This window comes from Blautia sp. SF-50 (assembly GCF_900101315.1).
GTDB classification, from domain to species: Bacteria; Bacillota; Clostridia; order Lachnospirales; family Lachnospiraceae; genus Blautia_A; species Blautia_A fusiformis.
This window is the reverse complement of record NZ_FMUW01000003.1, coordinates 201,123-215,445: the sequence shown is the minus strand read 5'-3', so window position 1 is coordinate 215,445 and position 14,323 is coordinate 201,123. Positions and strand designations below refer to the sequence as shown.

Genomic DNA, 14,323 nt, shown 5'->3' with positions numbered 1-14,323 from the left:
TTATACCCCCGATAAAAAAAGTCCCAGCCAGATAACCAGGATCACTCCATTCAAAATAGACCCGACCATGCTCGTCCTGTGTTTCCGGTTTTCTTCCGAAAAGCTGGAAAGCCCCAGTGTAAAGCCATATGCAGAAAGTAGCATGGCAAAAAGCCCGGTTCCGCCGATCAGGCCCCCGAGCTTTCCATCAAAAAAGAGTGCAAGCACAACTGCCGCGATAAACAGCACGAGGGAAGCCGCCGCAAGTCCTACAGACCATTTTCCCTTGGAAGCTTCTCTTTTTTTTGCAAATGCATATCTATATCTTCTTGCCATTAATTTTTCTCCTAATCCTGTCGCAGACTGCATAAATCCCATATCCAAGCGCTGCGCCCAGAGTATTCAATATCATATCATCCACATCAAAGCAGCCAACTTTTGTAAGCAGCTGGATCACTTCTATCGTCAGACTGATAAAAAAGCCGGATAATATGATAAAAAAGCCATTTCGCATTTTTCCGGTTATTACCGGAAGAATAAATCCGTATGGCACAAATCCCAGCACATTTCCAAAAACATTTGTGAAAAGCGCAAATGTACCCACTATTTTTCGATAAGTCCAGAAACGCCTGATCTCCACAAACGGAACAAGATTGTAACGGTATTCTCTTTCTGCATCCGCCACTCTTCCGTATCCTTCCGAAAAGAACAGAAGATACACAAGAACAAGAACATACAATACAAAAAAAGCTGTCCCGAGTTTTTTTACTCTGCGTTTTGTCCCTTTTTCCAATATTCTCCCCTGCTTAAATAGTCCGAAAAGCCACACGGAACAACGTGCGGCTTTTCAGATCATATTAGATTAATATCTCTGATTTTCTTCTGAGCAGTCTCGCACCGTTCACGATCATCAGAATTCCTGTGACAAGTCCCGTCACCAGAACGACAATACCGAGTGCAAGGCTTCCCGCCCCGCTGCTCGCCATAGTTTTATAAATTTTTTCATTCATAAGGCTGCGTCCTCCCAGTAAAAGCGGACCTTCGGAATCCGCCGCTCTTTTATGACCTTTTATAACAATATTATTCTGCGCCGTACTGGTCATAATATGCATCAATGGCAGCTTTCAGCTTATCATCGATCACAACACGGCCTTTGTATTCTTTGTTGTAGAGATGCTCAACAACCTCCGCCATAGTTACAATAGCTGTAGTCTGAAGGCCGTAGGTTTCCTCGATCTCTTTGAGCGCACTCTTTGTTCCCTGGCCACGTTCCATACGGTCAACAGAAACCACAAGACCTATCGGATTTACATCTCCCTGCGCTTTGATGATCGGAAGTGTCTCTTTAATGGATGTTCCTGCAGTCGTAACATCCTCAATGATCACTACCTTATCCCCATCCTGGATCGGGCTACCAAGAAGAATTCCTTTATCTCCGTGGTCTTTCACTTCCTTACGGTTGGAACAGTAACGGATATCCTTTCCGTACATTTCACTGATTTCCATAGTTGCTGCTACAGAAAGCGGAATTCCTTTGTATGCCGGTCCAAACAGCACATCAAAATCCAGTCCGAATTTGCTTTCTATCGCTTTTGCATAATACTGTCCCAGCTTGCGAAGCTGCGCACCGGTACGGTAAAATCCTGTATTTACAAAAAATGGTGTCTTTCTTCCTGATTTCGTAGTAAAATCTCCAAATTTCAGGACATTACAGTCAATCATAAATTCAATAAATTCCTGCTTATACTGTTCCATTTATCTAATCCTCCATGTTTTTCATATATACGACAAACCCAGGATCCACACTCTGTTACAATCCCAGTGTAAAATCCCTTTATTTATCCTGTTAATTCTAACATATGAACAACAGAATTGCAAATACGGCAATCCTCCGTTATTTCACTACTCCGATCAGCTCATTGATGTCTTCCACTTTCTGTTTTTCAAGAAATGCCTGAATACCATCTGCGATCTCCACAGTGGCATAAGGGTTAAAAAAGTTTGCAGTTCCCACAGACACTGCAGTAGCACCTGCCATAATAAATTCCAGGGCATCCTCAGCAGTTGCAATTCCCCCCATACCGATGATAGGAAGGGATACTGCATTTGCCACCTGATATACCATACGGACAGCTACCGGTTTTACTGCAGGACCGGACATTCCACCAGTTTTATTTGCCAGTGCAAATGTACGTCTGTTGATATCGATCTTCATTCCTGTCAGGGTATTGATAAGAGAAAGAACATCTGCGCCGCCAGCTTCTGCTGCTTTCGCCATCTCGGTAATATCGGTTACATTTGGGCTCAGCTTCATGATCACCGGCTGTTTTGCATATTTCTTTACTTCTTTTGTGATCTCTTCAAGAGCTTTCGGATTCTGACCGAAGGCAATTCCGCCTTCCTTGACATTCGGGCAGGAAACATTAATCTCCAGCATATCCACAGGCTCATTTCCAAGGCGTTCTACAACCTCACAGTAATCCTTTGCAGATTTTCCACAGACATTGACGATGATCTTTGTATCATATTTTTTAAGGAACGGAATATCTCTTTCACAGAAAACATCAATCCCCGGATTCTGAAGACCAATGGCATTGAGCATTCCGGATGCGGTCTCTGTCACTCTCGGTGTAGGATTTCCCGGCCACGGTACATTTGCCACACCTTTTGTCACAACTGCGCCAAGTCTGTTCAGATCCACAAATTCACTGTATTCCGCTCCGGAACCAAATGTTCCGGACGCTGTCATCACCGGATTCTTAAGTTCTACGCCGGCAAGATTTACATTCATTCTGCTCATAGCTCTACCTCCGTGCTCAGGAATACAGGTCCGTCTTTACATACTCTCTTGTTATGGACATGAGAATGAGAATCCACATCTTTGGATTTGCACACACAGGCAAGACACGCGCCTACGCCACAGGCCATACGCTCTTCCATGGAGATCCAGCACGGAATTCCTTTTTCAAGGGCATATGCCTTGATGGCACGGAGCATCGGGGCAGGTCCGCAGGCAAAGATCGCATCTGCCTCAAGATCGTTCTCACGGATGGCATCCATAACATTTCCCTTTGTTCCTGCAGAGCCGTCTTCTGTTGCCACATAGACATCTCCATAAGCTTCAAATTCCTTATTTAAAAACAGCTCATCTCTGTATCCGAGAACCATGATCTTTTCTGCGTCCAGCTGTTTAGCAGTTTCCAGCATTGGCGGGATTCCGATTCCTCCACCCATGAGAAACACTTTTTTGCCTTTTACTGCATCCAGCGGAAAACCATTTCCCAGAGGTCCCATAGTCTCAATGGGGACCCCTGCATGAAGTCTGGAAAATTCCTCCGTACCGGTTCCTTTTCCTGTAACGCGATATACCAGTCTCAGTTTTCCTTCTGCTTTATCGATCTCACAGAGACTGATGGGTCTTGGCAGAAGCTTACCGCCATTGCGGCTGTAAAGTGATACAAACTGTCCCGGCACTGCATTTTTTCCAATCTCACCTGCATCCAGCCACATACTGTAAATATCTGTACCAATACATTCCTGGCTGAGTATCTTACAGGGCTTTTTTGTTTTTTTACTTTCTGATGTACTCATAAAATGCCTCCTGTATTATCTGTTCTCCAGCGCACCGCTGATATCCGCGATCATATCTTTTACTGCCGCTCTGGAAGCATCTGCGTAATTTTCAGCGCCAAACTCTTTATATTTCTCCTGCTTATATGCAGCGATGATTCCTCTGGAAGAGTTTACGATAGCACCAAGTCCGTCCTCATTAAAGAAATGGACAAGATCTGCGCCCTTTCCACCCTGAGCACCATATCCGGGAACAAGGATAAATGTCTTCGGCATGATCTTTCTTAATACCTTTCCCATTTCCGGATAGGTCGCACCTACAACAGCACCAACATAACTATATCCATCACCCATAAGCTCATCGCCCCATTGTGCAACCTTCTCACCTACCAGCTCATAGAGCGGGCGACCGTCGATGACACGATCCTGGAACTCACCACTTGATGGATTGGAAGTTTTGACCAGAACAAAGATACCCTTTTTCTCTTCCTTACATACATCCATAAAGGGTTTCACACCATCAGAACCAAGGTATGGATTGACCGTTGCAAAATCCTCATCAAAACCTGCATATTTTTTTGAGCCTACCTGAACCTGTCCCAGGTGACCAACTGCATATGCTGCAGATGTGGAACCGATATCACCTCTTTTGATATCACCGATCACAACCAGATCTTTGGCTTTACAATACTCAACCGTTTTCTTGTATGCGATCAGTCCCGGGATACCAAACTGCTCATACATGGCGATCTGTGGTTTCACTGCCGGGATCAGATCACAGGTCGCATCCACGATCCCTTTGTTATACTGCCAGATTGCTTCTGCAGCGCCCTCCAGAGTCTCTCCAAACTCTGCAAAAGCCTTCTTCTGGATATGCTCCGGAATATAATTCAGCATAGGATCCAGTCCTACAACGATTGGTGCATTTGTTTTGCGGATATTGCTGATCAGTTTGTTAATCATGATTCTTTCTCCTCCTGGTTTTTAAATACAATTTTTCCGTCACAGATGGTATAAAGCACTTTTCCCTTTACTTTCCAGCCATCAAACGGTGTGTTATGTCCTTTGGAAACAAATTTATTTTTATCGATAGCATACTCCTGCTCCGTATCCACGATGATCACATCTGCCGGATGGCCTTTCTGGAGAGTTCCTCTGTCAAGCCCGAGGATTTTCGCCGGGTTCAGGCACATCTTCTCAACCATCTGTTTCAGTGTGATCACATCTTTTTCCACCAGCTCTGTATAGGTGAGCGGAAGGCTTGTTTCCAGACCTACGATCCCAAATGGTGCATTCTTCATAGAACCTGTTTTTTCCTGTGCACTGTGCGGTGCATGGTCCGTGCTGATCACCTCGATGGTACCGTCCTTCAGGCCCTGTTTCAGCGCTTCCACATCCTTCGGTGTACGGAGCGGCGGATTCATCTTGTAATTCGGGTCATCTGTTTTAATATCATCGGATGAAAGGATAAAATGGTGCGGGCATACTTCAGCTGTGATATTGTCGTATCCTTTCTCTTTTACGATCTTCATCATCTGGGCATCCCCATAAGTGGAACAGTGGCAGAGATGAAGATGGACTCCTGTCTCCAGCGCCAGAATGATATCTCTGGCTGTAATGGTATCTTCCACTGCATTGCAGATTCCGGGAAGCCCCAGTCTTTTGGCGTTCTCATCCTCATTCATGCATCCATCTCCACGCAGATCGATATCTTCACAATGGTCAAAAAACGGCACGCCACATTCTGCTGCGATCCTCATTGCTTCTTTACAAAGCGCTGTATTCATCACAGATTTACCATCCTCGGATACTGCCGGGATCCCTGCTTTCACCATTCCGGCAATATCTGCAAGTTCAGTACCCTTTTCTCCCATGGTGGCTGCACCTGCCTGAAGTACATGAATACCGGAAACCTGCGCCGCCTTGTTATGTACATAGTTTACCCGGTCCGGATTATCAATAGTGGGAGTTGTATTTGGCATAGCAACTACAGTTGTCACACCACCACGTGCTGCCGCAGCAGCACCACTCTTGATATCTTCCTTATGTGTCTGGCCCGGATCACGAAAATGGACATGAAGGTCGATAATTCCCGGCATGACCAGCTTTCCTTTCGCATCGATCACACGGTCGCCGTCTTTCTTTTTCAGCTTCTGGCCTATTTCCGCAATGATTCCGTCTTCCAGATAAATATCGCCTGTTTTATCCGTATCTGTAGCCGCATCCACAATCCGGCCTCCTCGAATCAGAATCCCCATTTCTGTTCTCCTCTCATCCTGTATTTTCAAAGCAGATCCTTCAATCCACTTGTATTCTACTATATCATACACGAAATCTCTCTATTTATAAAGATTTTTTTTACAAAGCAATTTCGCCTCTTTTTACACCCCGGAATTGTTGGAATTTTCTCCTTGACATTTCAAAACACGGGTTATATAATCAGAGCATGGCAAAATATTTAATGTAAAATCACTAGTTTTTAGAGATTATATTTACATGAATATAGTCTGTAAAATCTGGTGATTTTTTATTATCATCAGAAGGCTATTTTAATTTTTTTTATTTTTATGGAGGTAACACAAAATGAACAAGGGAACTGTAAAATGGTTCAACGCAGAAAAAGGTTATGGTTTTATCACAGGTGAGGACGGACAGGATGTATTCGTACACTTCTCCGCTATCAACGGTGAAGGCTTCAAATCTCTTGAAGAAGGACAGGCTGTATCCTACGACTTAACAGAGGGCGCTCGCGGAATGCAGGCTGCTAACGTTACAAAGTTATAATTCTATAACCATAAAAAACGTATAAGTCAAAACGGGGCTGCTTTATGGCAGACCCGTTTTTTATTGCATTGTATTTATCCTGTATATAAAAATCCCCGGGATGCTTCAACACATCCCGGGAACCCATCATTTCATATGTGTTTTCTATTCCGCACTGTCTGAAGATAATCCGGAAATATAATCTGTCAATGCAGAAGTATCCATCACAGTATCCACCTTCACACTGGCTTCCTTCGCCTGGATCTTGGCATATGCGGAATATCCGATCCAGCCTACAAGCAGAACCGCGATGAGGATCCATGCCGCCATCTCAAGTACAAATTCTGCGCGTTCCTTCTTCAGGGCACTGTTTCGCGAGTATTTGTTGTTTTTATATTTGTCAACTTTCTTCTGGCTCATTGTCTTTCTCCTTTGCCGCTTCAGTACTTCGTTCATTATAGCACACTTGTTTTCAAAAGAAAAGCGGCAACTCCCTGAAGAAATGTGATAATTTTCTGAACTGGAGATTTTCTCTGATCAGACTGCTACGATAACGCCACCATCGTTGGCATACATACTGCTGACACCGGCAGTATCCATAACTACGATCTTTGCTGGGTGCAGTTTCTCACGGATAGCCTCCTCCAGCATCTTCGCTCTTTCCGGACAGTTGCAATGAGTGATGGCAACTGTCTTTTCCGGGATGTTGATCCCCTTCTCTCCAATGTGATCCACCATTTTTACGATTGCTTTATTCATGCCTCTGGCCTGATCCAGCTGACAGATCGTTCCTTCCGGAGTAGCTCCCATAACCGGCTTGATCTTCAGTGCACTGGCCACCAGAGCTTTCACTCTGCCCAAACGTCCGTTCTTGCGCAGAGTTTCCAGATTCTCCAACACAAAAAATGTGTTCATCTCTTCAATATATTTCTCTACTTCACTTACTACTTCTTCAAAAGAAAGTCCCTTTTCTTCACACTCCACGATCTTCATGGCAATCAGACTCTGACCACCGGATGCAGATTTGGAATTAAATACATGAACCTTTTTCTCCGGCTGCTCTTCCAGGAACAGGTTTTTTCCAAGAATCGCACTGTTATAGGAACCACTCAATTCTGCCGATAGCGTCACCGCATAAATGTGTTCCGCATCACACTCATATGCCTTCATATAGCGTTCCGGAGAAGGGCATGCAGACTTGGGGCATTCCGGGCAGGCCGCAACCTTCTTTAAAAAATCTTTCTGATCGAAATTCTCATCATCTATAATATTCTCACCGCCCACCGTCAGCGTCAGTGGTATGGATTCAATCCTGCCGTCATTTTTCCATTCATCTAAAAGCTCCCCACAGCTATCTATCGCAATCTTATAGCTCAATTATATCGTCCTCTTTTCCATTATATGTAGTATTCAATACCACATCTATCGTATCACATAAACAGATATTTGAAAAGAGTTTTTTAAAAAGTCTGTCCTTTTTTCTTTATCTGAGATATAATGTCTACACGCGATCACATAAAAGAAAGGAAGTGCGGCATGCTTGCATTAAAGATCACAGATATCCGGGATTTCACAAACAAACTTTTTATAGGAGAAGTATTTGACAAATTCTGTCTGTCCGAAGCGACTGTGACTACTTTTAATACTTTTACCATTGATGGCAGGCTTCAGAAAGATTTTTTTGATACAGACAGCATGAACAGACTCACAGAGCACGGCCGGACACATTCTCTCTGGAAGGACATCAGACCTTTCTGCTGGTCTGTGATCCGCGGTAAGCGTACGCCCTTAAGCTTCAGGATCGTGCTGCATTTAAGTCGGAGTGGAGTTGAAGCTGCAATGAGAAATACAGATTTCGGAATTTCCTCCGAACAGATAGACGGACTATTCTTAAATCTTCAATTTAAAAATAACAGCCTTCTTTGTACTACCGGAACCTCTCTTAAAACATTCTCTATGGATAAACGCCCGGAGCAGCTCTGGGATGATATGATCCTGAGCTTTCTGTCCAGGAATCAAATTCTTTTTGAAAGGCTATAGTCAATTCTCTTCTTCTATTTCCCTCAGGTAATACGCAAGCATATCAATAAATTCACTGTTGGTAGGCTTGTATTCCAGAGGATATCCTGCAATCTCATCCAGCAGTTTTTTATTTCCTTCCCAACACACATTTACCATTGTTCTGATATCATGCTCAATATTGGTAGGTGTTGATCTGTACTTCCGCGCCAGGCATGGATAAATGTCCTTTGTGATCCGCAATGGTTTATACTGATACCCCATGGAAATCTTTACCGCTTCCGCAACGAAAAAATATCCTTTGTATTTCGAATTTGCACCAAGTCTTCTGATCAATCCATACACCTTTTTCATACATTTGTTCCTCCATTTCATTTTTTTCTCTTTTTAAAAGCACTCCCTTATGTATAATACGACAGTTATCTATATTTTTCGCTTTCTTCTGAAAATTTATTTTATACATATTAGATACTAATTTAAATTTTTAGTCATATTTTACAGGTTATTTTTATTTAATATCTATTATTTTATTTAAAATTCCTATAATTGTGTTAAAGATACACATATTGTTATAAAAAAAGCAAAGGCTTCGCCCCATTACGGGCAAAGCCTTTCGATCATTTTATATGTCGTTTTATTTTGTAAGGACCATAAGGATATCGTTGCTTCTCTTTACAAATTTTGTCATTTCTTCAGGAGAAAGCTGTTTATGGCTCATCATTGCAAGATCATAAAGCTGTTCACAGATCACCGGAACATACTCTGATCCCTGATTTTCTGCTATAAATCTTACAAGAGGATGATTTGCGTTCAGTACAAGTACTTCCTGACCACCGAACATATTCGGATCCATTCCGTACATATTGTACATTTTCATCATATCCTGCATACGGCGGCTCTCCTCAGGAAGAGTGATCATCGCTGCAGTTCCCTCATTTTTCAGCTTCTCTACTTTTACTTCAAGTTTATCCTTGCCAAGATTCTTACGGAACACCTCAGTAAGTGTCTTGACTGTTGCTTCATCCGCTTTTCCGTCTTCACGAAGCTCTTCTGTCAGATCTGCATCAATTCTCTTGAACTGGATCGTCTGATCCTGCTGTTCAAGATGGGAAATAAACTGTGAATCGATCACATGCTTCAGCAGTACAGCATCTTTACCCGCTTCACGGAACATATTAATGTACTGGCTCTGCTGTACCTCATCGGTCACATAATAGATCACCGTTTTTTCCGGTTCCTCATTCTGGGATCCTTCAGAAGCTTTCTCCTCTGTCTTCTCCTCTTCAGCTGCTTTTGTTTCTTCTTTTTTATTTTCCTCAATGCAGTCTTTCAGGGTAAGATATTTGCCGTCCAGATTCTTAAAGAGGATATAATCGTTCATCTTCTCACCAAATTTCGCATCCTTGATGCATCCAAATTTGATAAACGGGCTGATATCATCCCAGTACTTCTCATAAGACTCTCTGTCTGTCTTGCACATTCCGGTGAGCTTATCTGCTACTTTCTTGGTGATGTATTCAGAAATCTTTTTCACAAAACCATCATTCTGCAGTGCAGAACGAGAAACATTCAGTGGAAGATCCGGACAGTCGATCACGCCTTTCAGAAGAAGAAGGAATTCCGGGATCACCTCTTTGATGTTATCTGCAATAAATACCTGATTATTATAAAGCTTGATGGTTCCCTCAATGGAATCATACTCTGTCCTGATCTTCGGGAAATACAGGATACCTTTCAGGTTGAACGGATAGTCCATGTTCAGATGAATCCAGAACAGCGGTTCCTTGTAATCCATAAATACCTTACGGTAAAATTCTTTATACTCTTCATCCGTGCACTCATTTGGATGCTTCATCCAGAGCGGCTGTGTATCGCTTAAGGATACCGGCCGTTTATTGATCTTTACTTTATCTTTGGCAGGAGAAACTTCCACAACTTCTTTCTCGCCTTTATCATTCTCCTTTTCCTCTGTCTTGGCATCCTCATGGATATGTTCAACTACCACATCATCTTCACGGAGATCTGCCTCATCGATGGTTTCATACTCCTGTTCAGCATTTGCTTTGGAAAGATAGATATTTACCGGCATGAAAGAACAGTATTTCTCAATAACCTCTCTCATACGATATTCATTGGCAAACTCCAGGCTTTCCTCATTGAGGAAAAGAGTGATCTCTGTTCCCGGTTCTGTTTTGTTTCCGTCTGCCATCTCATACTCCGTACCACCGTCACAGGTCCAATGTACCGGTGTGGAACCCTCTTTGTAAGAGAGAGTATCAATATGAACTTCATCTGCAACCATAAATGCAGAATAAAATCCAAGTCCGAAATGACCGATCATCTGATCATCCGTTGTTTTATCCTTATATTTCTCAAGAAACTCTGTGGCACCGGAAAAAGCGATCTGTGTGATATATTCCTCTACTTCATCTGCTGTCATACCAATACCGTTATCGATAAACTTCAAAGTTTTCTGATCCGGATCAACGATAACATTTACAGCCGGTTTGTAACCTTCCGGGAATGTATAATCTCCCATAACTTCCAGCTTTCTCAGTTTGGTGATCGCATCGCATCCGTTGGAGATCATCTCTCTTACAAAAATATCATGGTCGGAATATAACCATTTCTTGATAATCGGAAAAATATTTTCACTGTTGATTGATAAACTGCCATGTTTTGCTGACATATATGTCACTCTCCTTTTGTTTTTATTTTTATTTCTGATGTTCCGACAGAGCCGGAAACCTGTTGTTTTTTTCAATAAATATATACTAATACGACTTTTTACAAAAGTCAAGAAAAATTTAGCACTCATCATTATAGAGTGCTAGTAACAGCATGTAAAACGGATCTCTATGTGCAAAAAAATCCCTCCGTACATTTTTTGTACGGAGGGTGCTGTAAAACTATCTTCTACATTCTGTTCTTATTTTTTCTTTCTACGATATACAAGGATTCCTCCAATACATACCACAGCCACGATCAAAATGATCACAAATGTCATGATCGGTGTACTGTCTCCCGTCTGCACTGCAGATTTCTGATTTGTCTGTGTCACTGCCGGACTCGGAGTCGCAGTAAGAACTGCTGCCTGTGATACCGTAAAAGTAACCGTACTTTCTGACTGTGTACCGGTATCCTTCCAGCTAGAGCCGTCGTATTTCTGCTGTCCAAAGGTAACTTTCAGAGTATATTTTCCCGGCTTGCTGACACGGAATGTTGCAGTATAAGGCTCTCCATCCCAGGTACGGGTCTCTGTGATCTTCCAGCTCTTCGGCTGATATCTGGTATCTCCCTTACGCGGGTTTGTATTATCCATCCCTGCACCAGCTGCTGTAAAGGTGATCTTTGTATTGGTATCATACTTGCCATTGGAATCAATGCCTGTGATCTTATTGTCCGATGCAGCGGCTTCCGTGCCCTGATATCCGTTTACTGTAATACTTACTGCGATCACTGTACTGATCTTGTTGGGATTCTTAACCCCCTCCGGAAGAATGACAGTACCTTTTACATTAAATATCTGACGTTCTGCAGAAGACGGATCATAAGAAGATCCCTTAACATCCCATTTAACAGATGCCTTCTGCTCTCCCTTTGTTGTAGTGATCTTTACTGTTCCCGGAAGCTTCAGGGCTTTCTGGGTTTTCTGGGTTCCATTGGGAAGATCTTTGATATCGGATGGCTTTTTGATACCTGTAAGGTTATTCGCCTTCTTACTGTTATCTGTTTTTTTCTTTGTAACGCTGAAATGGACATTTACATAAGCTTCCACGTTTGCATCATTGGCGATCACAATGTCTTCCAGATATTCCCCCTGTGAAAGTCCGCTGACCGGCTGTACGCTAAAGGTTGCATTATCTCCTGCTTCCAGCTCTGTGGCGGAAAGTGTACCAATTGTATATGCATTTGATGAAGGCTGTTTCAGAACAATTTTTGTATTTCCGGTGTTGGTAACTGTAACTGTCTTCGCATCAGGAAGTTCCTTATAACCTTCTTCTTTGGTTCCAAACTCCAGACTGTCTGTTACCGAAAGACCGGGATTGGGTTCCGGTTCCGACTCCGAAACTGTAAATTCCAGCCGGACTTCAGCCAGTGTGTTTCCGGTATTCTGATCTGTCACAGAAATCGTATCGCTGTGATCTCCGGCCTGAAGACCGGTCTTGGGCTGTACAGTAAAGGTTGCCGCCTTATCTCCGGGATTGAGCACTTCCGCAGAAGGCTCTCCCACCTCATAATCCTCCGGAGCAGAAAGCTGGATTCGGATAGCTTCTGTACCTGTATTCTCTACGGTTACAGGCTGTGCATCCGGCGCAGTCTCATAGCCCTGTTCCAGTGTTCCAAACTTCAGAGGACCTTCCGGTTTCACTGTTGCAGTAACTGTTTTTGGTGTTTCTGTCTTTACCATAACCGAAGCCGTCACTGTAGCAGATGCTTCCGTGCTTTCATCAGAAGCAAATACAAGCTCTTCCACGTATGGATCATCTTTTGCAGAGAGTCCAAGCTTAGGCTGTACGGTAAAGGTCTGCTCTCCTCCCTGCGCCAACTGGATATTTCCGCTGCTCTCCACTTCACTGACCGGCGCAATATCAAAAAACTCCGATTCAGGCTGTACTAACGTCACAGCTTCTGTACCTTCGTTTTTGATCGTGACTGTACTTGTTGTTTCTACCTTTTCATAACCAGCAGTCAGATCATCAAAAGGCAGTTCTGTCGGATCCGCAGTTAGCTTGTATATTTTTTCCGCTGCAGGGTCCGATGTTTCCCCGGGATCTGTCTGCTCATTATTTTCATGATCTTCGACTTTTTTATTTTCCGGTTCTTTTACTGTAAAGTCCGCTTCAAAGAAGACATCGGCACCTTCTTCTGTCTGATACGTGATCAGATCTTTGTATTCTCCAGCCTTCAGACCTTCTCGTGGTTTTACCCACACAGCAACACTTTCACCACTCTTTAATGGCGCATCGTTAATATCCGCAGCCATGAAATTCTCCGGGGCGATCTCTTTAAAATTAAGATCGCCGGTTCCGTTATTTGTGATAGTAACCATCTGTGCTTCCGGAATTTCCGTATATCCCTCTTCCACGGAACCAAAATCCAGAATTCCACTTCCATCTTCCGTGTATGCAGATGCCGAATATGTCGGTTCCTCATTTTTTTCGGAAGCGTCTGCTGCTGTATCTGCGGAATCCGGTGTCTCTGTCTGACTATCTCCGGATGTATCTGCCTCATCGGCATTCTGAGTCCCTGACTGTTCTCCGTTTACTTCTATAACAGAGTTTTCAGCAGGCTCCTGGGTATCTGCAGGTTCCTGTACATCTGTATTCTCCTGCACATCCGCAGACTCCGTTTCTTCTGCCGGCTCTATGGTTTCCTCAGGCTGAGCACTATCAGGCTCCTCTGACGTTCCAGCTTCTGTATCCGGCGTGTTCTCTGAAGACTCCGAAGCTTCACTTTCCTCCGCATCCGGATCTTCTCCTGCTGCTTTGGCTTCTTCCTTTTTCTTTTCTGCCAGTGCTTTGGCTTCCTCCTCTGTTTCGGAAACCTCCTGGGTCGTCACCGTAAGCTCACCACTGACTCCCGTCTCTTCTTTTCCGGTGATCTTCAGAACGATCGGAAGACCCAGATCTTTTTCATCGATTTTATAAGTCTTGTCAGTTCCTACCTCTGTAAGAAGGTCTCCGTCTTTTAATGACCAGGAAAAACTCACATTATCATCTGTGATCCCCTCCGGCTTGACCTTTGAGTAATCTGCACTTAAGGTAGACCCGATCGCAAGTGTTCCTTTGACCTTCAGCTTTCCATCAAGATTTCCAGATGGAGCTGCAGTGGCAAATACCATCGATGGAAGCAGCGTTACCATCATAAGCACAGCCATGACGACTGCCAGCACTCTGCTTTTTTTCATATCCCATCCTCCTTTACATCATTTTATTTTCCCCACATTTACCCTTTCTACGCAGGGCTTTCTTTTTGCTGATGCAAGTTT

The 14,323-nt window shown here is 43.4% G+C and carries 15 protein-coding genes; 2 read left to right on the top strand and 13 right to left on the bottom strand.

Annotated elements, in window-relative coordinates:
* The 8 genes from BLP57_RS03355 to BLP57_RS03325 all read right to left on the bottom strand — a co-directional run bounded on the left by BLP57_RS03355 (position 1) and on the right by BLP57_RS03325 (position 5,807).
* Positions 1-315 (bottom strand): hypothetical protein, encoded by a 315-nt coding sequence (locus BLP57_RS03355; protein WP_015525901.1) that lies wholly within the window; start codon positions 313-315, stop codon positions 1-3.
* Positions 299-808 carry a VanZ family protein gene (locus BLP57_RS03350; RefSeq protein ID WP_021650962.1) on the bottom strand — a complete coding sequence of 170 codons (510 nt, stop codon included), beginning with the start codon at positions 806-808 and terminating at the stop codon, positions 299-301. The genes BLP57_RS03355 and BLP57_RS03350 overlap by 17 nt, the downstream gene beginning before the upstream one ends.
* Positions 809-836: 28 nt before the next feature.
* Complete coding sequence (locus BLP57_RS17760) at positions 837-989, bottom strand: hypothetical protein (protein WP_022426215.1); 153 nt, start codon at positions 987-989, stop codon at positions 837-839.
* A gap of 70 nt (positions 990-1,059) precedes the next feature.
* The gene (gene pyrE, locus BLP57_RS03345; RefSeq protein WP_015525899.1) at positions 1,060-1,734 is read right to left on the bottom strand and encodes an orotate phosphoribosyltransferase; all 675 of its coding nucleotides are present in this window, start codon (positions 1,732-1,734) and stop codon (positions 1,060-1,062) included.
* 139 nt (positions 1,735-1,873) lie between these two features.
* Positions 1,874-2,779 carry a dihydroorotate dehydrogenase gene (locus tag BLP57_RS03340; protein ID WP_015525898.1) on the bottom strand — a complete coding sequence of 302 codons (906 nt, stop codon included), beginning with the start codon at positions 2,777-2,779 and terminating at the stop codon, positions 1,874-1,876.
* Entirely contained in the window at positions 2,776-3,570 is a 795-nt protein-coding gene (locus BLP57_RS03335; RefSeq protein ID WP_021650964.1) for a dihydroorotate dehydrogenase electron transfer subunit, read from the bottom strand. Before BLP57_RS03335 ends, BLP57_RS03340 begins: the two co-directional genes overlap by 4 nt.
* Positions 3,571-3,585: 15 nt before the next feature.
* Positions 3,586-4,512 carry an orotidine-5'-phosphate decarboxylase gene (gene pyrF, locus BLP57_RS03330; protein WP_059085168.1) on the bottom strand — a complete coding sequence of 309 codons (927 nt, stop codon included), beginning with the start codon at positions 4,510-4,512 and terminating at the stop codon, positions 3,586-3,588.
* Positions 4,509-5,807 carry a dihydroorotase gene (locus BLP57_RS03325; RefSeq protein WP_022426216.1) on the bottom strand — a complete coding sequence of 433 codons (1,299 nt, stop codon included), beginning with the start codon at positions 5,805-5,807 and terminating at the stop codon, positions 4,509-4,511. Before BLP57_RS03325 ends, pyrF begins: the two co-directional genes overlap by 4 nt.
* A gap of 325 nt (positions 5,808-6,132) precedes the next feature.
* On the opposite strand from BLP57_RS03325, the gene BLP57_RS03320 reads away from it, so the two are divergent.
* Complete coding sequence (locus BLP57_RS03320; protein ID WP_015525894.1) at positions 6,133-6,333, top strand: cold-shock protein; 201 nt, start codon at positions 6,133-6,135, stop codon at positions 6,331-6,333.
* Positions 6,334-6,477: 144 nt separating this feature from the next.
* Here BLP57_RS03320 and BLP57_RS03315 read toward each other — a convergent pair whose 3' ends face one another.
* Complete coding sequence (locus BLP57_RS03315; RefSeq protein WP_015525893.1) at positions 6,478-6,732, bottom strand: hypothetical protein; 255 nt, start codon at positions 6,730-6,732, stop codon at positions 6,478-6,480.
* A 117-nt stretch (positions 6,733-6,849) separates the two neighbouring features.
* The gene (locus BLP57_RS03310) at positions 6,850-7,689 is read right to left on the bottom strand and encodes a DegV family protein (protein WP_021650968.1); all 840 of its coding nucleotides are present in this window, start codon (positions 7,687-7,689) and stop codon (positions 6,850-6,852) included.
* A gap of 159 nt (positions 7,690-7,848) precedes the next feature.
* On the opposite strand from BLP57_RS03310, the gene BLP57_RS03305 reads away from it, so the two are divergent.
* Entirely contained in the window at positions 7,849-8,352 is a 504-nt protein-coding gene (locus tag BLP57_RS03305; protein ID WP_022426217.1) for a DUF5721 family protein, read from the top strand.
* Here BLP57_RS03305 and BLP57_RS03300 read toward each other — a convergent pair whose 3' ends face one another.
* The 3 genes from BLP57_RS03300 to BLP57_RS18170 form a co-directional block, all read right to left on the bottom strand.
* Positions 8,353-8,685 carry a sporulation initiation factor Spo0A C-terminal domain-containing protein gene (locus BLP57_RS03300; protein WP_022426218.1) on the bottom strand — a complete coding sequence of 111 codons (333 nt, stop codon included), beginning with the start codon at positions 8,683-8,685 and terminating at the stop codon, positions 8,353-8,355.
* 280 nt (positions 8,686-8,965) lie between these two features.
* On the bottom strand, positions 8,966-11,020 hold the full coding sequence (gene htpG / locus BLP57_RS03295; RefSeq protein ID WP_059085170.1) for a molecular chaperone HtpG: 2,055 nt from the start codon (positions 11,018-11,020) through the stop codon (positions 8,966-8,968).
* A gap of 240 nt (positions 11,021-11,260) precedes the next feature.
* Positions 11,261-14,242 (bottom strand): LPXTG cell wall anchor domain-containing protein, encoded by a 2,982-nt coding sequence (locus BLP57_RS18170; RefSeq protein WP_242872546.1) that lies wholly within the window; start codon positions 14,240-14,242, stop codon positions 11,261-11,263.
* Between the last annotated feature and the right edge of the window lie 81 nt (positions 14,243-14,323).